Consider the following 25,804-nt stretch of genomic DNA (forward strand, 5'->3'; position numbering starts at 1 on the left):
CTATGCACTGGGAGATGATGACATGTATCAGGCACTTTACCGCAAATACCGCCCGCAGACCTTTGACGACGTCGTCGGTCAGCAGGGCGTGACCCAGACTCTGAAGAATCAGCTCCAGACCGGCCGCCTGAGCCATGCCTATCTGTTCACGGGCACGCGCGGCACCGGCAAGACGACCTGCGCCAAAATTCTGGCCAAGGCCGTGAACTGCGAAAATCCGCAGGACGGCAACCCCTGCAACCGCTGCGCCGCCTGCCGGAGCATCGATGCGGGCGCGTGCATGGACGTGCTGGAGATCGATGCCGCCTCGAATAACGGCGTGGACAGCGTCCGTGCTCTGCGCGACGACGCCGTCTATACCCCGGCGGAGGTCAAAAAGCGCGTGTATATCATCGACGAGGTGCATATGCTCTCGCTGAGCGCGTTCAACGCCCTGCTCAAGATCATCGAGGAGCCGCCGGAGCACCTGCTGTTCATTCTGGCGACGACGGAGCTGCATAAGGTGCCGGCCACGATCCTGTCGCGCTGCCAGCGCTTTGCCTTCCGGCGCATCGTGCCGGAGGATATCGTGGGCCGTCTGAATTATATCGCCTATCAGGAGAGCATCGAGCTCGAGCCGGATGCGGCTGCGTTTCTGGCGCGGCTGGCAGACGGCGGTCTGCGCGATGCGGTGAGCCTGCTCGACCAGTGCGCCTCCGCTGCGCAGGGCGCGGTGACGGTCGACGAGGCCTGCAAGGTCCTCGGCCTCGCGGGCGCGCGGCAGACGGCGGCGCTCATGGAGGCCGTCGGCAGGCATGATGCGGCTGCAGCACTCTCGATTTTCAACACGCAGTATGCCGAGGGCAAGGACCTCGGCGCCATGCTGGACGAGCTGTGCGCCGTGGCGCGCGACCTGCTCATCCTGCGCACGGCCCCGCAGGCCGGGATCCAGATGATCTCCGGCATCTGCACGCCGCAGGAGCTGCGCACGCTGCAGCCGCTGCTCAGCCCGGGCGAGCTGCTGCGCATCACGGCCGTCCTGCGCGATACGGCGGCGGGCTTCAATGCCAGCGCGAACCGCCGCATCGACGCCGAGCTCTGCCTTGTGCGCCTGTGCGAGCCGGAGGCCAGTCTGGACGCCGAGTCGCTCAATGCCCGCCTGTGCCGCGTGGAGGAGCGTCTGGCGCGCGGCGTCGTGCCCGTCGCGGCTGCGCCGCAGGCGGAGCAGGCACAGCAGGAAACCGCAGCGCCGGAGGAGTCGGAGGAGCCGGAGGCTGCCCCGGAGCCGCAGCAGTCTGCGCCGTCCGAGGCCCCGCCGGGCTTCTGGCCGGAGCTCGTCAAGCGGCTGAAAACGACGCTCCCGCTCCCGGAGCAGGCCATGTTCTCCACGCAGGACAACGCGCCGGTGTGCGGCACGCTGCATGGGGACCTTCTGGAGCTGCGGATGGAGACGGAATTCGTGCGGAACCTCATCAACAAGCCGGAGGTCCTTCAGCCGGTGGCGGATGCTGCCACGGCCCTGCTGGGCAGGTCCGTGCGGGTGCGCATCGCCTCCGGTAAGGCAGAGAAGCCGAACAAGAGCTTCGCGCGGCTCGTGAGCTTCGGAGAAGAACATCCGGAACTGGTAGATCTGAAGTAAGAATAAATTCCAACTTGAAAAAGGAGAATGTCACTATGGCAAAAGGCGGTTTCCGCGGCCCGATGGGCGGCGGCATGAACATGAACATGATCAAGCAGGCCCAGAAAATGCAGCAGGACATGCTGAAAATGCAGGAGGAGCTTGAGGTCAAGCAGTATGAGGCTGCTGCGGGCGGCGGCGTGGTCAAGGCCATCGTGAACGGCAAGCACGAGGTCGTCTCCCTGACGATCGACCCGGAGGCCGTGGACCCCGAGGACGTCGAAATGCTGCAGGATATGGTCGTCGCCGCGGTGAACGAGGCCATGCGCAAGGCCGAGGCTGAGGCGTCGCAGAATATGTCCCGCCTGACCGGCGGCCTGAATCTCGGCGGCCTGTTCTGATGCGCGTTTTTCCCGCCGCATTGGAGCGGCTGACGGAACAGTTTGCCAAGCTGCCGGGCATCGGCGGCAAGACGGCGCAGCGGCTGGCGTTTTACTTACTGTCCCAGCCGCAGGAGGAGGCGGAGGAATTCGCCGACGCCCTGCTCGAGGCGCGGAGATCCGTCCACCTGTGCCCCGTGTGCCAGAACCTGACGGATCGCGACGTCTGCCCCATCTGCGAGGATGAGGAGCGCGACCACGGCCTCATCTGCGTCGTGGCGGAGCCGAAGGACGTTGTCGCCATGGAGCGCGCCCGGGAATACCACGGCGTGTACCATGTGCTGCACGGTGTGATCTCCCCGCTGAATCAGGTCGGCCCGGATGATCTGCGCATCCGCGAGCTGCTCGAGCGCGTCGGCAGGGGCGGCGTGCGCGAGGTCATCATGGCCACGAATCCGGACACGGAGGGCGAGGCGACCGCCATGTATCTTTCCCGCCTGCTGCGCCCGCTGGAGGTGCGCGTGACGCGCCTTGCCTACGGCATCCCCGTCGGCAGTCAGCTGGAATATGCCGACGAGGTCACGCTTCTGCGTGCGCTCGAGGGCAGAAGAGACATCTAAAAAAAACGCTGCGATCTAACCGGGGACCGCAGCGTTTTTTCTATCATTTTATGGGCCTCAGCGCTCCGTTCCGAGGAAGAACAGGGCCAGTGTGCCGGGACCGGAGTGCGCGCCGATGACCGGGCCGACGTAGTTGATCTCAATGCGCGGGACGTGCAGGCGGCGGCGGACCTCCTGCGCCAGGAATTCCGCGTCTGCAAGGCAGTCGCCGTGGCTGATGAAGACGGTCTGCTTTTCCGGCTCAATGGCGCTTCTCTCCATGCGGTCGACCAGCGCGAGGATGGAATTTTTGCGGCCGCGGGCCTTCGAGACGTTGATGAGGTGGCCTTCGTTGTCCACATGAAGCACGGGCTTGATGCCGAGCGCGCTGCCGACGAGGGCCGTCGCCGCCGAGACGCGGCCGCCGCGCTTCAGGAAGAACAGATCGTCGACCGTGAACCAGTGGCACAGGTGCAGGCGGTTGTCCTCAGCGTACTTTGCGGCTTCCTCCAGCGTTGCGCCGTGCTTCAGCTCCTGCACGGTCAGCCAAACCAGCAGGCCCTGGCCCATGGAGGCGCACAGCGTGTCGACCGTCAGAACCTTCCGCTCGGGATAGCGCTCGCGCAGCTCCTGCGCGGCAATCTCGGAGGCGCTGTAGGTGCTGCTCAGACCGGATGAGAAGCCGAGATACAGCACGTCCTTGCCCTGCTCCAGATGGCGGGACATTGCCGTGAGGAACGTTTCGACGTTCGCGGCTGCGGTCTTGGCGTTTGCGCCGCTGCGCAGCATGCCGTAAAACTCGCTGGTTTTGATCTCGCGCTCATCCGGATAGTCCAGGAAGGTCCGGTCGCCGCAGTTGACACTCAGCGGGATGATATCCACGCCCAGCTCCTGCTCCAGTGCCGGATTCAGGTCAGCAGAGGAGTCGGTCATCACAACATAATTCTTTTCCATCGTTCTTACCTCCCGGAGTTCTTTACATAATACAGAAGGATCTCCGCAGACGAGCGGATGATCTTCATTTGTGTTGCTTCGTCGATCAGAATGCGGAAATTGACGCCGCCCGTGAGCAGGTTCACGAGATTGAGGTAGACCATCTCAAGATCGAGGTCGCGGCGGACGGAGCCGTCCTCCATGCCGCGCACGAGCGCCTCGCGCCCCGGTTTGTCCAGCCCGGTCGCCACGGGGCGGCTGAAGCACATGTAGCGCACGGATTCCGTCAGCTGCTCGCGCAGGGCGTAGAACGCCATGTCCTGCAGAAAGCGGATGTATTCCGGATGGGCCTCGTAGGTATCGATATATGCGCCCAATATGCGGGAAAACGTCTCATAACCGTTCTCCGGCGCGCCGCTCCGGGCGGCCTCGCAGCGCGCACTGTGCTCGGCGAGATATGCGTCGAGCAGATGATTGGCGACGGCGACGGCAATGGCCTGCTTGCTGCCGAAATAGCGGTAGACGGACATCGGCGTCAGATCGGCGTCCTCGGCGATCTCGGCGATGGTGGTCTTGTCAATGCTCTGGGCGAGGAAGCGCCCCTGTGCCGCCCGAATGACGGCGGCGCGGTTCTGCTCGCGCAGCTCCTTTTGGGTCATAAGGCACCCCAGCTTTCTGATAGTATCACTATCTATCTGTGATACATTATAACAAAACGGCGCGGGCCTGTCAACACTTCCGCGTCGAACAGACCCGCGTCAAATCGGGAATATGGTTCAGCCGAAGATCAGGATCGTGCCGATGGTCAGCACGGGCTGATGCAGCATGTAGATGAGCAGCGAATGCCGCCCGCAGAACGAGAAAAAGCGGATGACGGGATTTGCGGCGTTCACGCGCGGCAGCAGGCTCTGCTTTTTGCGGTAGGCGGTGCGGCCGATGACCGCGCCGAGCAGAAACCAGCCGAAGCCCGGCAGCAGCGGGAAATAGTCGCCGCCGCAGTAGAAGCCCTGTGCGCGCAGACCGAGCGGGAACAGGAAATTCACGGGGATACGGAATGACTCGAACCAGACGCCGAGCGCCACGAAGCCAACGCCCAGCACGGCCAGCGCCCACACCGGCAGCCGCTTGAACAGCGGGAAGAGCATCATGCACACGCCGAGCATATGCAGGATGCCGAACCAGATGAGCATGTCGCTCGGGAAGTTCAGAACGTTGACCATGAAGAACGTGACATACGAGATCACGAGAGCCGCGCCGAACACATACACGCCGCGCTGAAAGCTGCGCGAGGCCAGCGTGGCGCACAGACCGGAGAGCAGGATGAACAGAATGTGGCCGTACTGCCGGCAGAACAGAAACCAGCCGGGCAGGTCAAAGGCAAAGCCGCCGAAGGCGCTCAGGTCCCAGAAGGCGTGGATGGCGACCATGCACAGGATGCACAGCCCACGCAGGGCATCCAGCTCCCAGATACGCTGCTTTGCGGGAAGGGAAGTCTCTTTCGTCATGCGTGCTGCTCCTTTTCCGCTTCCTCCTCCAGCACGCGGTAGGCGACCTTGCCGACGAGCGTCTTGGGAAGCTCCTCCCGGAATTCGATCTCATAGGGCATTGCATATTTGGCGATGCGCTTGCGGCAGTAGGCCATCAGGTCCTGCCGGACTGCCTCCGTCGGGGCGACTCCCGGCTTCAGCACGACGAAGGCCTTGACCTTCTGCATTTTATAGGGGTCCTTCACGCCGATGACGCACGACAGCAGAACGTTTTCGTTGCCGTCGATGATATTCTCCAGCTGGCTTGGATAGACGTTGTAGCCCGAGGTGATGATCATGCGCTTGATGCGCTGGCGGAAATAGACGAAGCCGTCTGTATCCATGCAGCCGAGGTCGCCGGTGTGCAGCCAGATGCGGCCGTCGTTGTGCCGCTGCAGAACGAGCGCCGTCTCCTTCGGATTGTCGAGATAGCCGAGCATGACCGTCGGGCCGGACAGGCAGATCTCGCCCTCCTCGCCGGGGGCGACCTCCTCTGCCGTACCGGGACGAACGATCTTGTAGAACGTATCGGGAAAGGGAATGCCGATGGAGCCGTCGCGCGCGGTGACGACCGGGGTCAGGCAGCTGGCCGTTACGCATTCCGTCGTGCCGTAGCCCTCGCGGATCTGCACCTTCGCGTTGTGCGCGCGCAGGAAGGCGTCGACCTTGTGCTTCAGCTCCACGGACAGGGAGTCGCCGCCGGAGAATACGCCCATGAGGAACGACATGTCGAGCTTTTCCAACCCGGTCGTGCGCAGCAGAGCCTCGAACAGCGTCGGCACGCCGGGAATAAAGTTCGGGTGCTTTTTGCGCAGCAGGTCGGCATAGGTCCGGATGTTGAAATTCGGCACGAGGATGCAGCAGGCTCCGCCGACGAGCGCCGTGTGGATGCCGATGCCGAGGCCGAAGCCGTGGAACACGGGCATGACGGAGAGCATCGTGCAGCCGCGGATGCTTTCATAGCCGCTGGCTGCGATGGTCTGCAGCGCAAGAGCGTTGAAATTGTAGCTGGAAAGGCAGATGCCCTTCGTCGTGCCGGTCGTGCCGCCGGAATAGAGGATGCTGGCGCAGGCATCGCACTGGCCGTCGTCCGGCGGAAGCGTACCTGCGGCTTTGCGCAGCAGGTCCGTCCAGAGCGTGCAGCCCTCCTGTGGGAGCTTCGGCGTTTTGCGGCCCTGCGTCAGGTTGTAGCCGAGGCGCATGAGCGGCTTCAGCTCCGGCTGCAGGCGGGCGATCCAGAGCTTCGGCTTGCGCTTGGCCCGTGCGGCGGCCGCGGCTACCTTGCCGTAGAAGCGATCGAGCGTTAAAATGGCCTGACTGCCCGAGACATCGAGGTAGAAGCGGATCTCCTCCTCGGCGGACAGGGGATGGATCATATTGGACACGGCACCGATGCGATTGAGTGCATAGAAGCAGTCGAGCGCCTGCGGCGTATTCGGCATGCAGATCGTCACGCGGTCCCCCGCGCGGATGCCTGCGGTGTAGAGCGCGAGGGCGGCGCGGTCGATGCGCGCCAGAAAATCGCGGTAGCTCGTTCTGCGGCCCATGAACTCATAGGCGGGCAGATCCGGGCATTCGCGCGCGGTCTGCGCGACGAGCTGGTAGATGGTCAGGCGCGGATAATTCAGCGTGCGGGGAATCGCACCGTAATAATTCAGCCACGGTGCTTCTGCAGAGATCGGCATAGGCTTGCCTCCTGAAATCGGTTTTCCTCATTATAGCAGAGAATTACCGGAAAGAAAAGGTACAATCTACGTCAAATGTCAGGCCGCCCGGAAAGAGCAAGTGATATTCCGGGCTTTGCCCGGAGTGATATTTTCCTATTCGGAAAGTGATATAAAAGCCTCTCGGTTTTTGTGATATTATATTCGCCCGTTAAACTGCCGCAGGCAATATCACGATGCGAAGTATCCTATCACTGTCCGAAGGACAATTTCACTCGCTGTCAGGCGAATATAACTGAGGCGCACTTCCTTCCGGAGTGCGCCTCTCGGCGGGGCATTTTTATTTTGCGGGTGTGCTGCTGTGGCCGGGCAGCAAAATCGGGCTTTCTTTTTTCGCGCGGATGTACTAAAATATAAGGGTAAAAACAAGGATAAACCATTTCGCCCTACAGCCGATCCGGCCGGGGTTTCTTGACAGGGAGTAATTATGACACAGGAACTGGAGCAGCGCTTTTGCGCCGCACGCAGAGATTATATCGCCTCGCGCTTTTCGCGTATGAATCCGCGTCAGCTTGAGGCCGTTCTGACCACGGAGGGGCCGCTCCTGCTGCTGGCCGGCGCCGGCAGCGGCAAGACGACCGTTCTCATCCACCGCATCGCCAATCTGATCCGTTATGGCTGCGCCTCGGACAGCACGGAGGTTCCACCGGATGCCGTGCCGGAGGACATCGATTTTCTGGAGGAGCAGGCAAAATACCCAACGGAGGAGGGCGTGCAGCGGGCGGATGCCCTCTGTGCCCTGCGCCCGGCAGCGCCGTGGAGCATTCTGGCCATCACCTTCACGAACAAGGCGGCAAATGAGCTGCGCGAACGCCTGACAGACCTGCTCGGCCCGGAGGCGAACGACGTCTGGGCCATGACGTTCCACTCGGCCTGCTGCCGCATCCTGCGGCGCGAGATCGAGCGCCTCGGCTATGACCGCAGCTTTACGATTTACGACACCGCGGATTCCGAGCGCGTGATGAAGGACCTCCTTCGCGAGCGCGGGCTGGACGAGAAGACGTTCCCGCCGCGGGCCGTCCTCGCGCAGATCTCCCGCCTGAAGGACCAGATGCAGACGCCGGAGGAGTTTCTGGCCTCCGTCAACTCGGATTACCGCCTGAAGTGCATCGGTCAGCTCTACGCGTCCTACCAGAGACGGCTGCAGGAGGCGAACGCCGTGGATTTTGATGACATCATCCTGCTGACGGTCCGCCTGCTGCAGGAATATGAGGATGTGCGCGACTACTATCAGCGCAAGTTCCGCTATGTCCTCATCGACGAGTATCAGGATACGAACCACCTGCAGTATCTGCTGGCCTCGCTGCTGGCCGGCCGGCACGAGAATATCTGCGTCGTCGGTGACGATGACCAGAGCATCTATCGCTTCCGCGGCGCGACGATCGAGAACATCCTGAATTTTGAAAACGAGTATCAGGGCGCGCGCCTCATCCGGCTGGAGCAGAACTACCGCTCGACGCAGTGCATTCTGGATGCGGCCAACGCCGTCATTGCCAACAACCACAGCCGCAAGGGCAAGAAGCTATGGACGGAGAACGGGCAGGGGAACCGCGTGCGCATCTATGAGGCCTCCGACGGCGTGGAGGAGGCCAACTACGTCGCAAACCGCATTCTGACGGATTCCCACGGCCGGAATTACGGCGATTTCGCCGTGCTCTACCGCATGAACGCGCAGTCGAACGCGCTGGAATATGCCTTCAAGCGAAACGGCATCCCGTATCGCATCATCGGCGGCACGCGCTTCTTCGACCGCGCGGAGGTCAAGGACATGCTGGCCTATCTCTGCCTCATCAACAACCGTGCGGACGATCTGCGCCTGCGCCGCATCATCAATCAGCCGCCGCGCGGCATCGGCGGCAAAACGCTCGAGGTCATCGAGCGCCAGAGCGCGGCGGAGGGCCGCCCGCTGTATTCCGTGCTGTGCAATGCGCGCTCCTACCCTGCGCTTGAGCGGGCCGAGGGCAAGCTGCAGCAGTTCGCGGAGCTGATCGAGTCGTGCGCAGAGCTCTCCCGCACGATGCCGCTGCCGGAATTCTACGACGAGCTGCTCATCCGCACGGGCTACGCCGCCATGCTCGAGCAGAAGGGCGATGTGGAGAGCCGCACCCGTCTCGAGAACGTGCGCGAGCTGCGTTCCTCCATCCTGACGTATCTGGAGAATGCGGATGCGCCGAGCCTCAGCGGCTTTCTGGAGGAGATCGCGCTCTATACCGACATCGAGCAGTATGACCGCACGGCGGACGCCGTCGTCATGATGACGGTGCACTCGGCCAAGGGCCTGGAATTCCCGGAGGTCTATCTTGTCGGCGCGGAGGACGGCCTGTTCCCGAGCGCCCGCGCCATCGGCGAGCCGGAGGAGATGGAGGAGGAGCGCCGCCTGTGCTATGTGGCTATCACGCGCGCCAAGCGCCGCCTGACCATCACCTGCGCGCACCAGCGCATGCTCTACGGCCGCACAACGGTCAGCCGTCCGTCCCGCTTCCTTGCGGAGATCCCGGAGGAGCTTGTCGAGCGCAAGCAGCACACGCAGCCGCGCTTCGTGCAGCAGGCCAAGCCGCGCCCGCGCCCGACCATGCCTCACAGCGACACGCTCGGCTCGCACCATGCATCCGGACCCGTGATCGACTTCCGCAAGGGCGACACGGTCGAGCACGACGTCTTCGGCCGCGGCCTTGTGCTGTCCGTCCTGCCGACGGGCAATGACAAAATGCTCGAGATCGCCTTTGACCAGATTGGCACGAAGCGCCTGATGGCGAACTTTGCCGCCTCGCGCATGCGGAAGCTGTAAGGAACATACCCCGCCCGCGCCCCGCATAAGCTGCAGGGGGTGGTGGGCAGAATGACATTTGTGCAGCGGAACCGCTTGCGCGCGGCGCTTGCCGTGCTGCTGGCGGCGGTCTCGGTCCTTGTGCTGCTGACGCGGCTTCACTATGCGCCCGTGCTGGCGCAGCTGGCGGCGCTGCAGCTGGATAATCAGGCCTCGGCGGCCATCAACGACGCCGTGCAGGACACGCTCACGGCGGAGGAGATCACCTATGACAAGCTCGTCGAGCTGGAGAAGGATACGCAGGGCAATGTCACGGCCGTGCGGTCGAACGTGGCGGGGCTGAACCGCTTCCGCACGGCGCTGACGGCCCGGATCGACGAAAATCTCGCGGACCTGTCCGTTGAGGAGCTCGGCATCCCGGTCGGGAGCGTCGTGCTGCCGGAGCTGTTTTCTGGCATGGGGCCGCGGCTGGTCGTGCGCGTGCTGGCCGTGCGGACCTCGGACGCCGCGTTCCGGAACCGCTTCAGCACGGTCGGGATCAACCAGACACTGCACCAGATTTTTATCGATATTCACGTTACGGTCACGATCCTGTCGCTGGCCGGTACGCAGGAGCTCGCCGTCGATGTGACCGTCCTTGCGGCGGAGACCGTCATCGTCGGCAATGTGCCGTCCACCTACATCGGGCTGGGCGGCCCGGAGGAGGAAGGAACATGAACCCACGCGAAGAGATCGCGCACCTGACCGAGGTGCTGGAGCGGGCGAACCATCAGTACTATGTGCTCGATGCGCCCGAGATGGAGGATTATGAATATGACCGGCTGCTGCGGCGGCTGGAGGAGCTGGAGGCCGCGCATCCGGAGCTGGCATCGCCGCTCTCGCCCACGCGCCGGGTCGGCGGCGAGGCGCTGAGCAAGTTTGAAAAGGTCGAGCACGCCGTGCCGCTCGAGAGTCTGCAGGACGTGTTCTCGCCGGACGAGGTCCGCGAGTTTGACGGCCGGGTGCGCGAGAGCGTGCCGGACGCCGTCTACAGCGTCGAGCCGAAGGTCGACGGCCTGTCCGTTGCGCTGGAGTATGTGGACGGCGCGTTCGTCCGCGGTGCAACGCGCGGCGACGGCCGCATCGGCGAGGACGTGACGGAGAATCTCAAGACGATCCGCTCCATTCCCATGCATCTGGACGGCGCGCCGCACCGTCTCATCGTCCGCGGCGAGGTCTTCATGCCCCGCGCGGTCTTCGCGCAGCTCAACGAGGCGCGCGAGGAGGAGGGCAAGCCGCTGTTTGCCAATCCACGCAATGCCGCAGCGGGCAGCCTGCGCCAGCTCGATCCCGCCGTGGCGGCGGAGCGGAGGCTGGACATTCTCGTCTTTAACCTCCAGCTTGCAGAGGGGCGGGAGTTCACGTCGCATATCGAGACGCTGGAATTCCTGCAGGCGCTGCGCTTTCATGTTATCCCGCACACGCGCTGCACCACGGCGGATGAGGCCCTGCGGCGCATTGCCGGGATCGGCGAGACGCGCGACGGCTTTGCCTTTGACATCGACGGCGCGGTGGTCAAGCTCGACAGCCTGCCGCAGCGTGCGCAGCTCGGCAGCACGGCGAAATTCCCGCGCTGGGCCTGCGCCTATAAATATCCGCCCGAAATTCGTGAGACCCTTGTGGAGGACATCGTCGTGCAGGTCGGCCGCACCGGCGTCCTGACGCCGCGCGCTGTCGTCAGCCCCGTCCGGCTGGCGGGCACAACGGTCACAAGCGCAACACTCCACAATCAGGACTTCATTTCCGAAAAGGATATCCGCATCGGCGACACCGTCACCATCCGCAAGGCGGGCGAGATCATCCCGGAAATTCTTGCGGTCGTGCCGGAGAAGCGCCCGCAGGACGCCGTGCCGTTCCGTCTGCCGTCCGTGTGCCCCGTCTGCGGCGCGCCGGTCGAGCGGGACCCGGACGGTGCGGCCATGCGCTGCACGGGCGCGGAGTGCCCGGCCCAGCTCAGCCGCAACATCGCGCACTTTGTTTCGCGCGGCGCCATGGATATCGAGGGCCTCGGCGAGGCCCTTGTGGACCAGCTCATCGCGGGCGGCCACATCCATTCTCCGGCGGATATCTACTACCTGCAGCTGGATGACCTGAAGAGCCTCTGGAAGAGCGGCACGCGCGCTGCGCAGAAGCTGCTGGACTCCATTGCAGCCAGCCGCAACGCCGATCTCAGCCGCCTGATCTATGCGCTCGGCATCCGGCAGGTCGGCGAAAAGGCCGCCAAGGTGCTTGCGCGCACGTTTGGCTCCATGGACGCGCTCATGCAGGCGGACGAGGCCGCGCTCACGCAGGTCAGCGACATCGGGGCCATCACGGCACAGAGCATCGTGTCGTGGTTTGCAAGCCCGCAGTCGCATCACATGCTGCGCCGCCTGCGCGAGGCAGGCGTGAATTTTGAGAGCACGGCCGCGCCGACGGACGACCGCTTTGCGGGCATGACATTCGTGCTCACGGGCGCTCTGTCGCTGTTCACGCGCGATGAGGCCACGGAAAAGATCGAGGCGCACGGCGGCAAGGCCTCCGGCTCCGTCTCGAAGAAGACGACGTATGTCGTGGCAGGCGAGAATGCGGGCAGCAAGCTGCGCAAGGCAGGCGAGCTTGGGATCCCCGTCCTGACGGAGCAGCAGTTCCTCGACATGCTGCAGGAATAAAACAGCTTGTCAAAAAATCCCTTCGGGCTTTTCCGCCAAGCTGCTTTCAGAATTGCAAAATAGAATTTTGCAGTATTATTTTGCAATTCTGCCGCTACACGATCCTTCCCTCCGAAACTTTTGGCTGGGCAGGTTTTTGACAGTCTGAAAAACACATGACGCCCCCGTGCCGCATAGGATAGAGCACGGGGGCGTATAATTTTTCCGGCCCCGTGGGACAATATGATTACCCGCGGTACTTAGAGGAAGCTCTGCATAGATCAGCTGCGGCGGATGCCGGATATTTTTCGTCAATCCATCGGTATGAAAAACTTGAAATATTGCGCAGCCGTTGGCGGCTTTGCCGCCTTACGGATGCGGCATGCCCCTTGCGGGTACACAAAGTATTCCTGCGTTTTCCATACCTTGACTTGCCAAAAATCTCTCGCCATCCACTCTTGCTGATCTAAGCAGAGCTTCCTGAAAGCAATCTGTGTAACGGGTGATATTTTTCTCGGAGCGTGAAACGGAAATGGATATGACTGTCAAGCGTGGCGATATTTTCTATGCCGATCTCAGTCCGGTCGTCGGCAGTGAGCAGGGGGGCACGCGGCCCGTGCTCATCGTGCAGAACGACATGGGCAACCGGCATTCTCCCACGGTGATTGCGGCGGCGATCACGAGCCAGATGAACAAGGCAAAGCTGCCGACGCACATTGAGCTGACCGGCCGGAACGTCGGCCTGACGAAGGACTCCGTCGTGCTGCTCGAGCAGATCCGCACCATTGACAAGCGCCGCCTGCGCGAGCACATGGGCAGGCTCGATGCGGCCATGATGAATCAGGTCGACAACGCCATTGCGGTCAGCTTTGGCCTGCCGAAGGGCGAAACGGAATGATGCGCCACCCTCCCGCATAGGCTGTGCGGGAGGGATTTTTGATGATGGAATTGAGCGTTTGGGAGCAGGGCGAGCAGATCGGTACCGTAACGGCGCAGCAGGATGGCCTGTTCTATATTTTTATCTGCAAAATTTCCAAGCATGCGGAACAACTGCGCCGCATTTACGTCATATCTAAATGGAGAGTGGAGTATCTCGGCATTCCGTATCCGCGCCGTGAGGGTGCGGAGCTGCAGGCCTGTATCCCGGTGTCGCATTTTCCGGACGGGCTGACAGCCGCTGCGGCGGCTGCCATGCCGCGCGGCGCGTGGCTCCCGTGGTGCGGCGAGGCGGACGGCGTTCCCATCCGCAACGGCCTGCTCAAGCAGCTGGAGGACGGCTATGCGCTTGCCCTGCTGCCCGAAGAGGCGCAGCAGCTCCCGCAATGGCTGCCGCAGGCGGCGGAGCAGGAGCTTATGGGCCGGGCGCGGCTGGTGTTCCGGCTCGATGCGGCGGGATGCATGCCCTCCATAGAAATGACAGAAAACGGAGGAAGTACCGATGAAGCACAGAATTTTAGCGATCCTTTTGCTGGCGGCGTGCCTTCTGACGCTGCTCCCGGCGACGGCGATGGCCGTGCCGGAGACGGAGACCCGCTCAAAGGGCGGCAAGCTGATCGCCCTGACATTTGACGACGGCCCCGGACCCTATACGCGCCGCCTGCTTGAGGGGCTGGCGAAGCGCGGTGTCAAGGCGACGTTCTTCATGCTCGGTCAGCAGGCCGAGAACTACGATGTGACGGCCGGCCTCGTCCGCGACGCGGGCCACCAGATCGCCTCGCATACATACGATCACCCGCAGCTGAGCAAAAAGACGGACTCGCAGGTGACGTGGCAGATCAGCCACACGGCCGACATCCTCAACGGAATCACGGGCTACGGCACGCACTATCTTGTGCGCCCGCCCTACGGCGATTATAATTCCCGCGTGCTGTCGCTGCTGGACAATCCGGCCATTCTCTGGTCCGTCGATCCTCTGGACTGGAAGTACCGCAATGCCGACACCGTCTGCACGAACATCGTCAACGGAGCACATGACGGCGCGATCGTGCTGGCGCACGACATCCACTCCACCACGGTGGACGGCGTCCTGATGGCCATTGACAAGCTGCAGGCCAAGGGCTATGAATTCGTTACGGTGAACGAGCTGTTCCGCCGCCGCGGCGTCTCGCTGGAGAAGGGCCACACCTACAGCTCCTGCAAGCCGACCGGAACGGATCTCGGCCCCGTAAATGCACCGACCGTCACGGAGGCGGGCGGAAAGGTCACCATCACGGCCGACAAGGGCGCAGTGATCTACTATACGCTCGACGGCTCCTCGCCGCTGGCCTCCGGCCGGGTTTATTCCGGTCCCATTGAGGCAAAGGCAGGCCAGACCCTTCGCGCTGTGGCCGCCTTTAATCTGAATGGCAGTGCCAGCGCTGAGACCTCGGTCCAGGTGCGCGGCATTACGCTGAAGGAGCCGACAGTCAGGGCTCTGAACGGCAAGGTCATGATCTCCAATCCGAATCCGAATTCCGAGCTGCGTTATACGCTCGACGGCTCTGCTCCGACGGAGCGCTCGGCGGTTTACCCTTCCTCCGGTTTGGAATTTTTTACCGGAATTCTGCGCTATCGCGTGTTTGCAAAGGAGGGATGTGGCCAGACGTACACGCTCTATCTGAGCAAGTCCGGCCATCTCTTTCGCGACGTGCCCACAAATTCCTGGTATTTCGAAAGCATTGACCGGGCAGTCTCTCTGGATCTTCTTAAAGGCGTGGGAGACTTTGTGTATGAACCGGATGGAGGCCTGAACCGCGCCATGTTCGTTACGATGCTGGCGCGTGCCGTCGGCGAGAGCCTCCCGGACAGCGCAGCGGGCTTTTCCGACGTGAAGGGCGGCCAATGGTACACGGCAGCGATGAGCTGGGCCCTGCGGAAAAATCTGATCCGCGGCTATGAGGATGGCTCCTATCGCCCCGAGGCGCTCATCACGCGCGAGGAGATGTGCGTCATTCTCGACCGCCTTATGCAGCAGCGCGGCGAGACGCTCCACACCGGAAAGCTGAGCTTTGCCGACACGGCGTCCATTTCCGTCTGGGCGCGAGACAGCGTCGCGCGCATGACGGCCCTCGGCCTTATCCGCGGCGCGGAGAACAACCGCTTCTTCCCGCAGCGCACGACCACGCGCGCCGAGGCTGCGACGGTCATGCTCCGCATCTACGACCATCTGCACTGAAACACAAAGTGCCCCTGCCATGCTTTCGGCGTGGCAGGGGCATTATTGTGCTTTAGACCATCTCTTCGGGATGGAACAGAGCGTCGAACTGCTCGCCGGTCAGGCAGCCAAGGCGCAGGCATGCCTCGCGGAGCGTCAGGTCCTCCCGGTGGGCGAGCTTTGCAGCCTCGGCAGCCGCTTCATAGCCGATCGTGGGGCTGAGCGCCGTGACGAGCATGAGGGAGCGGCGGAGATTTTCCGCCATCTTTTCGCGGTTGGCGCGGATGCCGTCGGCGCAGCGCAGGCGGAACGAGCGCATGCCCTCGGCCAGCAGCCGCGCGGACTGCAGGAATTCGTGCGCCAGAACGGGCAGGAAGACGTTCAGCTCGAAATTGCCCTGCGAGGCCGCAAAGCCGATCCCGGCTCCGTTCGCCATGACCTGCACGGCAATCATCGTCAGCGCCTCGCACTGCGTCGGGTTGACCTTGCCGGGCATGATGGACGAGCCGGGCTCGTTCTCCGGCAGGAACAGCTCACCGAGACCGTTGCGTGGGCCGGAGCCGAGCCAGCGGATATCGTTTGCCAGCTTCATCAGGTCGCCTGCCAGCGCCTGCAGCGCGCCGTGGGCGAAGACCAGCTCGTCGCGGGAGGTGAGGGCGTGGAACTTGTTCGGGGCGCTGCGGAAGTCCTTGCCCGTCAGGCGGCTGATCTCCGCAGCGACCTCTTCGGCAAAGCCTGCGGGGGCGTTCAGCCCCGTGCCGACGGCCGTTCCGCCCAGCGCAAGCTCCCGCAGCGGCGGAAGCGCCAGCCGGATCAGCTCCGCATCGCGCTCGAGGCTGCTGCGCCAGCCGGAGATCTCCTGCGGGAACGAAATGGGCGTGGCGTCCTGCAGGTGGGTGCGCCCGGCCTTGATGACGCCCTCATTTTCGGCCTCGAGGCGCTTGAGAGAGTCGATCAGCTCCGCCAGCGCGGGCAGGGCGCCGTCCTCGAGCGCGCAGACGGCCGCGATATGCAGGGCTGTGGGGAACGTGTCGTTCGAGGACTGCGAGCGGTTGACGTCATCATTCGGGTGCAGCAGCCGCCTGCCCGCCAGCTCGTTGCCGCGGTTCGCGATGACCTCGTTTGCGTTCATGTTCGTCTGCGTGCCGGAGCCGGTCTGCCAGACGACAAGCGGAAAGTGGTCTGCCAGCTTTCCGGAGATAATTTCATCGGCTGCGGCGCAGATGGCGCCGCATTTTTCGGCCGTCATGGCCGTGGGGCACAGGCGGGCGTTCGTTATGGCGGCCGCCTTTTTCAGGATGCCGAATGCGTGGATGATCTCCGGCGGCATGGGCTCGCGGCCCTGCCCGATCGGGAAGTTTTCAAAGCTGCGCTGCGTCTGCGCGCCCCAATAGCGGTCCGCAGGCACGCGGACGTCGCCCATGGAGTCGTGCTCCATGCGATATTCCATATCCTTCACCTCAGAAGCGGGCCGTGTGCCCGCATTTTTTCTGCCGATACCATATCATCCCCGCCGCGCCGTGTCAAGTGCGCAGGAGAATATCGGATAAAATGCGCCCCGCAGCTTTTCGGGCTGCGGGGCGCGGGAAGGGGGGGTGAAACGGTCAGGTTATGCGTTTGCCTTGACGTAGCGCATGAGGATGGCAGCCGCCTGCTCGCGGGCCGCAAGGCCCTGCGGGGCAAGATAGGTGCCGTCCGCTTCCTTCGAGCCGGTAACGAGGCCCGTGGAAACGGCCCATGCCATGGCGTCTCTGGCGTAGGTGCTGACGCTTTCGGCATCAGGATAGCCGCTCAGCACGTCTGCCTCGGGCGCTTCGGCCTTGGCATAGCGGAAGAAGATCGCAGCCAGCTGCTCACGGGTGACCGGCTCGGACGGGGCGAACTTGTTGCCGCCGACGCCGTTGACGATGCCGTTTGCGGCGGCCCAGGCGATCGCATCGGAGTACCACTGGCCGTCATCCACATCCGCAAAGCCGGACGGAGCGTCGACAGCCGGGCTGCCCGCCATGCGGTAGAGCACGGTGACGAGCATGGCGCGCGTCAGGGTGTCCTTCGGTGCAAACGTCGTAGAGGTCGTGCCGACCATGAGGCCGTTCTCGATCACGAAGCAGATGCCTTCCTTCGCCCAATCCGTCGGGATGTCGGTGTAGGCAGCGCACTTGTGGCCGAGGGCCGGGGTCTCGCTGTCCACATAGCTGTCGCCGCAGCGGCTGCAGGTGTGGGTCGTATAGCCGCCCTCGTCGAGCGTCGGAGCCGTCACGACAGCCTGATAATCATGGCCGAGAGGGGCAGTGATCTCCGTGATGACGCTGTAGTCGCAGTGCTTGCAGGACTCGCGGACAAAGCCGTAGCCGAGGCAGGTGGCCGGGACGGTCTCCGTCTCGCAGTCATGACCGGCGGCGTCCACATAGTCCGCAACATAGCTGTCGCCGCAGACGGAGCAGGTGTAGGTGGTGTAGCCCATCTTGTCGCAGGTCGGGGCGGTCACAACGGCTTCGTAGCTGTGCGCGACCGTCGGGATGGCCTCGGTGTAGGACTTGCCGCACTCGCTGCAGGTGAAGGTCTTCACGCCTTCCTCGGTACAGGTCGGTTCCTTCGTGACGACGGCTGTGTAGGTGTGTTCGAGCGCATCGGTGTAGCTGCCGACATAGCTGTCACCGCAGACGGAGCAGGTGTAGGTGGTGTAGCCCATCTTGTCGCAGGTCGGGGCAGTCACGACGGCTTCATAGCTGTGGCCGGTGGCCGGGACGATGGAATCGACGTAGCTGTCGCCGCAGACGGAGCAGGTATGTGTGGTGTAACCGTTGTTCGTGCAGGTCGGAGCCGTCACAACGGCTTCGTAGGTGTGGTCCGCCTTTGCCAGAGCAACGTCATAGCTGTCACCGCAGTGCGAGCAGGTGAAGGTCTTCACGCCCTCCGCTGTGCAGGTCGGCACGCGGGTGATCTGCCAGACATAGTCATGGCCGGTGGCCGGGACGACAGAATTGATGTAGCTGTGGCCGCAGACGGAGCAGGTGTGCGTGGTATAGCCGGAGGCGGTGCAGGTCGGGGCAGTCACGGACTCCGTGTAGGTGTGGCCGGTGGCCGGGACGACAGAATCGACGTAGCTGTGGCCGCAGACGGAGCAGGTGTGCGTGGTGTAGCCGGAGGCGGTGCAGGTCGGGGCAGTCACGGTGTCCGTGTACTGATGACCGGCAGCGTCGACATAGTTATCGCGGTAGCTGTCGCCGCAGACGGAGCAGACGTGGTTCGTGTAGCCGTCCTTCTCGCAGGTCGGGGCAACGACCGATTCCTCGTAGCTGTGACCGTTGGCCGGAACAAAGTCGGCCTTGAGGGTCTCGCCGCAGGCGGTGCAGGTGTAGATCGTGTAGCCCTGCTCGGTGCAGGTCGGATCGACAACGGTCGTCTTCTCCAGCGTATGCTCGCTCTGGCCCTCAGCCAGCTTCTGCCAGACAAGGATGGGATAGCCGCTGTTGACCTTCTGCATGCAGGTGCCGTCTGCCTTGAAGGACTCACCCAGTGCGGCAATGAAGTCGGCGGACTTCATGTCCTCCTCGGACATTTCCTTCAGGACGGTCGGGTCCTTCAGCGTGGAGTAGCCCATCTTTCCGACGCCCTCGAGGCCGCAGGCAAGATAGTAGACGTCCTCAACCTGATGATAGCTGGCCTCGGAATAATCCGAATGCATGAAGCCGATGGCTGCGCCGGGATTTCCGGCTGTCTTCAGACCAAGGTCGGTCGCGGTGCCGGTGTTGTAGCAGTTGTGGATGTAGCTCTGCGAGTAGCTCCTCATGCCAGCGTCGAGGTTGCCGACGAGGCCGCCGATGCCGCAGTAGTTCTTGTCGCTGTGGCCGGTGATCGCGCCGGAGTTGTAGCAGTCAACGATGTAGTTGACGCCGTTCGTGCTGTCGGAGCTGCTGCTCAGCGTGCCGACAAGGCCGCCGACGTAGCAGTCGCCGGTGACGGCGCCGCTGTTGTAGGAACGGGTGATGGAGGAACCATAGCGGATCTCCGCGAACAGCCCGCCGATGGCCTGCTTGCCCGTGCCGTAGGCGACGAGGCCGATCGCGCCGGTGTTGCAGGAGTCAACGACCTTCGTGGATTTGACCTCAGCGCCGAGACCACCGATCTTTGTGCGGCCGGTGATCGCACCGTTGTTCGCGCAGGCGGTGTAGGTCGTCTTCTCACTCTTGGGGGCGAAGCCGCCGACATAGTCGCCGTCGGAGGTCACAGTGCTGTTGTTGACGCAGCGCAGGAAGTCCGCATTCACCACGGTGCCCGCAAAGCCGCCGATGTAGCTCCACGGATAGGGGGCCGTGCCCTGCTTGGCCGTAACGGCAACGTCCACGGTCACATCCGTGAAGGAGACATATTCTGCGCCGCCGACGAGGCCGCCGGAGTAAGCGAAGGAGTTGCGGTAGTTTTCGGTGATGTCCAGCTTGCCGGAGAGCGTCAGGTTCTTGATCTCCGCCTTCTTGTCGGCCGTGCCCTTGACATAGCCGAAGAGGCCAAGGTACGGAGCGCCGACAGACTTGTCATCGGAGTTGAAGGTGATGCTCATGCCGGTGATGCTGTGGCCGTCGCCGTCAAAGCTGCCGGTGAACGGCTGCTTCTGGGAGCCCATCGGGGTCCAGTTTTCGATGCCGGTCAGGTCGATGTTGGCCGTCAGCTTGCCGCGGATAGCAGTCTCGCCGCCGTTGACCTTGCCTGCGAACCAGAGCAGCTGGCTGACGTTGCCGATGAGGTAGACACCGTCTTCATCCTGGCTGGGCAGGACGTCGAGCTCAAGCTCGGCCGTCTTCGTCTTCAGGCCGTAATTGGCGCTGTCGAAGCCGTAGGTGTAGGAGAGGGTGATGGAGGTCTGACCCTGTTCGATGGGGCCTTCCTGCCAGGTCACATAGTTCGTGATATCCCGCTCGAGACCGTTGGCCAGCTTGGCAACGACCTTCATGCCGGAGGCGTCGAACGTCTCGCCGACCTTGTAGCTCATCTTCTCCGGGTTTTCCTTGACCTCGATGGACAGAATCTTCGAGGTGATGGCCATCATGTAGCAGGAGTCGTTCTTGTAGTAGATCGTGCCGGTGCTGTCTGCGATGGTGGAGCAGATACAGTACTGTGCCAGCGGGGACTCCGGCGTGAAGATCTCGCTGTAGCCGGAATCCGTGGCCGTCTTCGGCTCGGTCTGGCCCGGGCGATCCATCAGGACGGAAATGCCGCCGGGGGTATAGTTGTAGGGGAGGTAGATGAACACATAGCCGTCGCCCGCGCCGTCGCCGTCGAAGTCCTTGTCGACATAGGCCGTGGAGACCATGGCCGAGGTCTGCGGATAGCCGACGATGCCATAGGAGTAGGCATAGCTCATTTCGCCGCTTTCGACGTCGAGATCAATGACCTCGATGCAGTGGCCGCCATTCTGCGAGAACTGGCCCTTGTTGCCAGAAACGCCGAGGTAGATGCGCCCGTTGTAGACGGACGGCGTGCAGGTGGACATGATGGCGCCGGGCTTTTCCTCACTGGTGTAGCCCTCGGCGTCCTTGAGCGCCAGAGACTTGAAGTCCGTGATCCTGCCGGTTTCCCAGTCGATGGCGGCATTGTAGATGTAGCCGCCCTTGGACGTGAAGAACACGCGGTCAGAATCCGGGTCATGGGAAACGTTGGAGCGGATATCACCCTTGCAGCCGTAGTGGGAGTCAAGGAGCTTGCCCGTCAGGCGGTCGAAGACCAGCAGGGCGGAGGTGTTGATATAGTCGCCCTCGCCGGAGCCGTCGTCCGTGCCGACGATGCAGAGGTTATCCGTCACATAAGCGCCTGCCCAGTAGAAGCCGCCGACGCAGGCATAGGACCAGGAGGCGAGCTTGGCTTCGTCCGTCTTCGCCGGGTCCTCATCCGTCACGGAGATGGCGACGAAGTTGCCGGGCTTGCTCTCGCCGTTCCAGAAGCCGACATAGATGTAGCCGTCGTGGTACGTCGGGGAGGTGTTGGGCTGGCCGCCGAGCGGATCGGTGTAGATCCACAGGGATTCGAGCGTCTTGGCGTTGAAGGCCTGGATCTTGCCGCCGGACAGGCCGACAAAGATCATGCCGTCGGCATAGGTTGCCGGGTTGATGGAGAAGCTGGAGGTACCTGCCATCGTGCCCTCTGCGAGCACCTTGCCGGTGTTGACGTCGAGGCGCTTGATGGTGCTGCCGGTGTAGGTGATGAGGCCACCGTCCACCAGAATGGGGGAGCCGGGAGCGGCCGCCCGGCCTGTGCCGTACTTCGCAGCCCACAGCAGCTCACTGTCCTCACTCGTGTAGGGCGTGGGGGCGTTCGTGATGCCAAGGTGATTGCTGCCGTTGCGGAAGTTAGGCCATTCGGCGGGGAGATCCTTGACAAGGGTCGTGTTCTCTTCGGCTGCGGTCAGCGTGATCTTGAGCACTGGCTCGGCCGCGCTGGCAGTCAGGCTGCCCGACTTGCCGACATAGCCCTTCGCCGTTGCGACGTAGGTGTAGGCCGCGCCGTCCATCAGGGTATAGTCGCCGTTCTCATCCGGATAGATGCTGGTGTTGAACGAGTCATACAGGACCAGCAGGGCGTTCTCCGGGTCAAGCTCTGCACGCACCTTGCAGATGGCGTGCTTCGTTGCCTTGACGGTGTAGGAGGTCGACAGGCCGTCTGCGTTGGAGACGACGACGGTCATGACGTTCTCGCCGTCCTGCAGGGTCCATTCGCCGGACTCCGCGCCGTTGTAGGTCACGGTGTAGCCGTCCTGATATGGCGTGGCGCTGAGCGTGATGGAATCTGCCGTCGTGTCGATGGTGTATTCCGCCGTGCGGTGCGAGAACGTCTCGTTCATGCGCGCGCCGGTCACGTTCAGGGCAGACAGGGTCGGAGTGCGGAACGAGGTGAGCGTGTAGGTCTGCGTATTGCCGTCAACGCCGACCGTCAGGGTGACGGTGTTCGGCTTGGCATCGCGGCTGAAGTTTGCGAGGCTCTGGCCGGAGGTCTTGCCGGACGTAATGGCCGTGGACTGGGTCTTGCCGTTATACAGATTCGTCCACTCGGCCTTGATGGTGGAGCCTTCCGGGGCATTTCCGGACAGCGTGGCCCACAGGAAGGCGCTGAAGCCGTCTGCATCGGGGATGGCGACCTGATATTCGGCCGTCTTACCGTCGAATTCCGGCGTAAAGACATAGTCGCCGGAGGCGTTGTAGGCGGTCAGGCGGAGCGCGGACAGGTAGGCGATCTTCTCACCGCAGCGGCTGCAGATGCCGCCTTCGCCGACATTGTGGCCGAGAGCCGGAATCTCTTCCGCCTTCGTCTCGCCGCAGGCCGTGCAGGTGTAGGTCTTGGAACCGGCCTCGGTGCAGGTCGCGTCGACCGTTGCGGTCACTTTAAACGTGTGCTCGCTCTGGCCTTCGCCCAGCTGCTGCCAGGTGAGGACGGGGTAGCCGCTGTTGACCTTCTGCATGCAGGTTCCGTCAGCCTTGAAGGAAGCGCCGAGCTTCGTGACGAAGTCGGAGGCCTTCATGGCCACGGCCGTCATCTCCACAAAGACGGACGGGTCATGCATCGTGGAATAGTTCATCTTGCCGAGGCCCTCGAGGCCACAGGCGAGGTAATAGACATTTTCCACTTCGAGGTAGCTGCCCGTGGAATAATCCGCGTGCATCAGACCGATCGCCGCACCGGCATTGATCGTCTTCAGCCCAAGGTCGGTCACGGTGCCGACGTTATAGCAGTTGTGAACGTAGCTCTGCTCATAGACTCTCGAGGAGCTGGCGTCGAGCTTGCCGACCAGACCGCCGATGCCGCAGTAGTTCTTGTCGCTGTGGCCGGTGATCGAGCCGGAGTTGTAGCTGTCGACGATGTAGCTCGGGCCGTTCGCGGCGTCGGAGCCGCTGCCGACCGAGCCGACGAGACCGCCGACATAGCAGTCGCCGGTGACGGCGCCGGTGTTGTAGCAGCGCGTGAGCGTCGAGCCGTAGCCGATCTCGCCGAACAGACCGCCGATACCCTGATTGCTGCCGTTATAGGCGGCAAGGCCGATGGCACCGGTGTTGCAGGAATCAACGGCCTTCGTGGACTTGACGGAAGCGCCGAAGCCGCCAATCTTCGTGCGGCCGGTGATCGCGCCATTGTTCACGCAGGAGGTGTAGGTCGTCGTCTCGCTCTTGGCCGCGAAGCCGGAGACATAGTCGCCGTCCGTGGTCACGGCGCCGTTGTTGACGCAGCGCAGGAAGTCTGCATTCTTCACGATACCGGCAAAGCCGCCGACATAGCTCCACGGATAGGGGGCGGAGCCCTTCTTCGCGGTGATTGTGACGTTCGTCGTGATATTGGTGAAGGAAACATATTCCGCACCGCCGACGAGGCCGCCGGAATAGGCGTAGGAATTGCGGTAGTTCTCGGTGATGTCGAGCTTGCCGGAGAGCGTCAGGTTCCTGATCTCCGCCTTCTTGTCAGCCGTGCCCTTGACATAGCCGAAGAAGCCGAGATAGGGGGCGCTGCCGGAGGTGGCGGCATAGGTGATGTCCATGCCGGAGATGCTGTGGCCGTCGCCGTCAAAGCTGCCGGTAAACGGCTGGCTCTGGGTGCCGATCGGGGTCCAGGCCTCGGTCAGCTCGAGGTTGGCCGTCAGCTTGCCGCTGATGGCGGTGTCGCCGCCGTTGACCTTCGCTGCGAACCACTGCAGCTGCTTCTCGCTGGCAATGCAGTAGACGCCACTCTCGTCCTGCGTGGGGATCGCGGGATCCTGCGCGCCGCAGCGGGTGCACAGGCCGTCGCTGCCGTATTCATGGCCGAGGGCCGGAAGCTCTTCCGTGCGGGTCTCACCGTGCACGCTGCAGGAGAACGTCTTGACACCGGCCGTCGTGCAGGTGGGCTCTGTCGTGACGACGCCTTCGTCCCACTGGCAGGGCTGAGGTGCCTCGCTCGTGAGAACGACCTTCGCCGTTGCGGGGGCGTAGCAGGCGTTCTTCGTGCCGTAGTTCGGGTCATAGCCCAGCAGGTAATAGGTACCGGCCTTCAGCGAGGCCGTGTCGAGCGTGTAGCTGCTGCCTTCGCTCGTAAGCTCCTGCTGCTGTTCCCAGTTTTCATTGTAGAGCTTCACATTGAGACCGGTGATCGGCTCAAAGGACTCCGTGCCGCCGTCGGACACGGACTTGGTGTCATACTTCTGCGTTTCGAATGTGATCTTTTCACCGACCTTGGCGGTGTAGTCGTCCTTGTCAAAGCGGGCGAATGCGCCGTAGGTCCAGAAGCTCCAGTTGGAGAACATGGCCAGATCGATCGTGTCGTTGTCGGACAGCAGAATGTAGTTTGCCGTGGAGCCCCAGCCCGCAGACATCAGGGGATAGACGTGGTTGCGGTAGTACATGAGGTTCTCGTCATGGCCCCAGAAGTTCTGCATGTACATGGACGTGGCGCTGCCGGAGATGAGCAGCGCATTGCGCGTATCCTCATAGGAGCCGCCGAGCATGTCATTCACGCCTTCGCCGCTGCCGGTGAATTCCAGCAGGCCGGATGTGCCCTTGCCGCAGTCCTTCTCGGCCACGCCGAGGTAGTAGCGCTCGAGCATATAGATGTAGAGGTGCAGGAGCGTCGGGCGCTGCACGATCTCGTTGTCCGTATAGCTTCCGGAGCCGTTCTCCGTGTGGTAACGGTTAAAATCGTCCAGACCGTACAGGGACAGGGGGAAGTACGGGACCTTGACCTCCAGATGCGACAGGATGGTGCCGCCGTCGTCCTTGCCGATGATCGGTGCGCCGTCGCTCGAGATGGTCACATAGACGGTGACGGAGGCCTGGTCGGTCTCGTCATAGCCGTACTGGTTCTTGTCGCCGTCCTCCACGGCCTCGACCGTGATGGGAACGACAGTCTCAGCACTGCCGCCGTCCGTGCAGGTAGCGGTAATGCCGATGCGGAATTCCCCTGCCTCGGCAGAGGTGAACTGCAGCGTATTGTCCTTGATATAGACCTTATCGCCGTAATCCGCCTTCAGCGCGAAGCTGAGAGCGTGCCCGTTCGGGTCGGTGAACACCGTTCCGAGCGGGAGCTGGTACAGCGCACCGACCTTGACGGGATCGGGCGCCGGGGTACTTACCGTGATGTCGCAGTCCGCCGCGAAGACCGCAGGGATCATCGACAGAAGCATGGCAAGCACCAGCAGGATGCTCAGGATTCTTTTCATGCTGTTTTCCTTTCTTTTGGGGAAGCCATTGAGGATACGATTAGTGGCTTCCCGATTTTATTTATCCTTAGACCGTGTTCGGTCCAAAAGATCAGCGCAAAGCCCAACGGGCGGGCCGCAAAAAAACAGCCTGACAGGAAACTACATGGGAGACATGGAGTTTTTGGCAAGCTGCTGCATCGTGGGGCGGGTCGGCGGCACCCGACCCGCCCACAGGAGGAGAACACCCGGTCATGCGCAGCGGGAACGCATCCGCTGCCCCGAATCGGGCACAAAAAACGGCTGAGAGGATAGATAGACTATCC

15 protein-coding genes are annotated in these 25,804 nt (G+C 62.8%); 9 read left to right on the forward strand and 6 right to left on the reverse strand.

All coding sequences use genetic code 11. The features are described 5' to 3' along the window. The first annotated feature begins 22 nt into the window (after window positions 1–22). Genes dnaX through recR form a run of 3 tightly spaced genes read left to right on the forward strand, consistent with a single transcriptional unit; the run spans window position 23 to window position 2,597 of the window. Complete coding sequence (gene dnaX, locus ACMKFF_RS05915) at window positions 23–1,618, forward strand: DNA polymerase III subunit gamma/tau (RefSeq protein ID WP_419496365.1); 1,596 nt, start codon at window positions 23–25, stop codon at window positions 1,616–1,618. 35 nt (window positions 1,619–1,653) lie between these two features. Next, a complete protein-coding gene (locus ACMKFF_RS05920; RefSeq protein ID WP_419496366.1) occupies window positions 1,654–1,998 on the forward strand; it encodes a YbaB/EbfC family nucleoid-associated protein in 345 nt (114 codons plus the stop codon). After that, on the forward strand, window positions 1,998–2,597 hold the full coding sequence (gene recR, locus ACMKFF_RS05925; protein ID WP_367927074.1) for a recombination mediator RecR: 600 nt from the start codon (window positions 1,998–2,000) through the stop codon (window positions 2,595–2,597). The genes ACMKFF_RS05920 and recR overlap by 1 nt, the downstream gene beginning before the upstream one ends. Before the next feature lie 57 nt (window positions 2,598–2,654). On the opposite strand, the gene ACMKFF_RS05930 is transcribed toward recR, so the two are convergent. The 4 genes from ACMKFF_RS05930 to ACMKFF_RS05945 all read right to left on the reverse strand — a co-directional run bounded on the left by ACMKFF_RS05930 (window position 2,655) and on the right by ACMKFF_RS05945 (window position 6,720). Next, entirely contained in the window at window positions 2,655–3,530 is an 876-nt protein-coding gene (locus tag ACMKFF_RS05930; RefSeq protein WP_349135773.1) for a DegV family protein, read from the reverse strand. Between the two features lie 5 nt (window positions 3,531–3,535). Beyond that, on the reverse strand, window positions 3,536–4,168 hold the full coding sequence (locus tag ACMKFF_RS05935) for a TetR/AcrR family transcriptional regulator (RefSeq protein ID WP_417324705.1): 633 nt from the start codon (window positions 4,166–4,168) through the stop codon (window positions 3,536–3,538). Window positions 4,169–4,285: 117 nt separating this feature from the next. Further along, window positions 4,286–5,014, reverse strand: coding sequence for a heparan-alpha-glucosaminide N-acetyltransferase (locus ACMKFF_RS05940; protein WP_419496367.1), 729 nt, complete (start codon window positions 5,012–5,014; stop codon window positions 4,286–4,288). Next, complete coding sequence (locus ACMKFF_RS05945) at window positions 5,011–6,720, reverse strand: class I adenylate-forming enzyme family protein (protein ID WP_419496368.1); 1,710 nt, start codon at window positions 6,718–6,720, stop codon at window positions 5,011–5,013. Before ACMKFF_RS05945 ends, ACMKFF_RS05940 begins: the two co-directional genes overlap by 4 nt. A gap of 466 nt (window positions 6,721–7,186) precedes the next feature. Here ACMKFF_RS05945 and ACMKFF_RS05950 point away from each other — a divergent pair, with 466 nt between their 5' ends. The 6 genes from ACMKFF_RS05950 to ACMKFF_RS05975 all read left to right on the forward strand — a co-directional run bounded on the left by ACMKFF_RS05950 (window position 7,187) and on the right by ACMKFF_RS05975 (window position 15,349). After that, window positions 7,187–9,547: an ATP-dependent helicase gene (locus ACMKFF_RS05950; protein WP_419496369.1), complete on the forward strand. Its 2,361-nt coding sequence runs from the start codon at window positions 7,187–7,189 to the stop codon at window positions 9,545–9,547. Window positions 9,548–9,598: 51 nt separating this feature from the next. Continuing rightward, complete coding sequence (gene yunB, locus ACMKFF_RS05955; protein ID WP_349135768.1) at window positions 9,599–10,243, forward strand: sporulation protein YunB; 645 nt, start codon at window positions 9,599–9,601, stop codon at window positions 10,241–10,243. Beyond that, window positions 10,240–12,216 (forward strand): NAD-dependent DNA ligase LigA, encoded by a 1,977-nt coding sequence (ligA, locus tag ACMKFF_RS05960; protein ID WP_419496370.1) that lies wholly within the window; start codon window positions 10,240–10,242, stop codon window positions 12,214–12,216. The genes yunB and ligA overlap by 4 nt, the downstream gene beginning before the upstream one ends. A 517-nt stretch (window positions 12,217–12,733) precedes the next feature. Further along, window positions 12,734–13,093 (forward strand): type II toxin-antitoxin system PemK/MazF family toxin, encoded by a 360-nt coding sequence (locus ACMKFF_RS05965; protein ID WP_349134769.1) that lies wholly within the window; start codon window positions 12,734–12,736, stop codon window positions 13,091–13,093. A gap of 41 nt (window positions 13,094–13,134) precedes the next feature. Then, window positions 13,135–13,764 (forward strand): hypothetical protein, encoded by a 630-nt coding sequence (locus ACMKFF_RS05970; RefSeq protein WP_419496371.1) that lies wholly within the window; start codon window positions 13,135–13,137, stop codon window positions 13,762–13,764. Next, the gene (locus ACMKFF_RS05975) at window positions 13,703–15,349 is read left to right on the forward strand and encodes a polysaccharide deacetylase family protein (protein WP_419496379.1); all 1,647 of its coding nucleotides are present in this window, start codon (window positions 13,703–13,705) and stop codon (window positions 15,347–15,349) included. The genes ACMKFF_RS05970 and ACMKFF_RS05975 overlap by 62 nt, the downstream gene beginning before the upstream one ends. A 52-nt stretch (window positions 15,350–15,401) precedes the next feature. Here the strand turns inward: ACMKFF_RS05975 and fumC are convergent, their stop codons facing one another. Together fumC and ACMKFF_RS05985 are read right to left on the reverse strand one after the other, a co-directional pair. Continuing rightward, on the reverse strand, window positions 15,402–16,778 hold the full coding sequence (gene fumC / locus ACMKFF_RS05980) for a class II fumarate hydratase (protein ID WP_419496372.1): 1,377 nt from the start codon (window positions 16,776–16,778) through the stop codon (window positions 15,402–15,404). A 159-nt stretch (window positions 16,779–16,937) separates the two neighbouring features. Beyond that, window positions 16,938–25,499: an S-layer homology domain-containing protein gene (locus ACMKFF_RS05985; protein WP_419496373.1), complete on the reverse strand. Its 8,562-nt coding sequence runs from the start codon at window positions 25,497–25,499 to the stop codon at window positions 16,938–16,940. Window positions 25,500–25,804: the final 305 nt, after the last annotated feature.

It is taken from the genome of Faecousia sp. (genome assembly GCF_048519415.1).
GTDB lineage: Bacteria > Bacillota > Clostridia > Oscillospirales > Oscillospiraceae > JAZOXB01.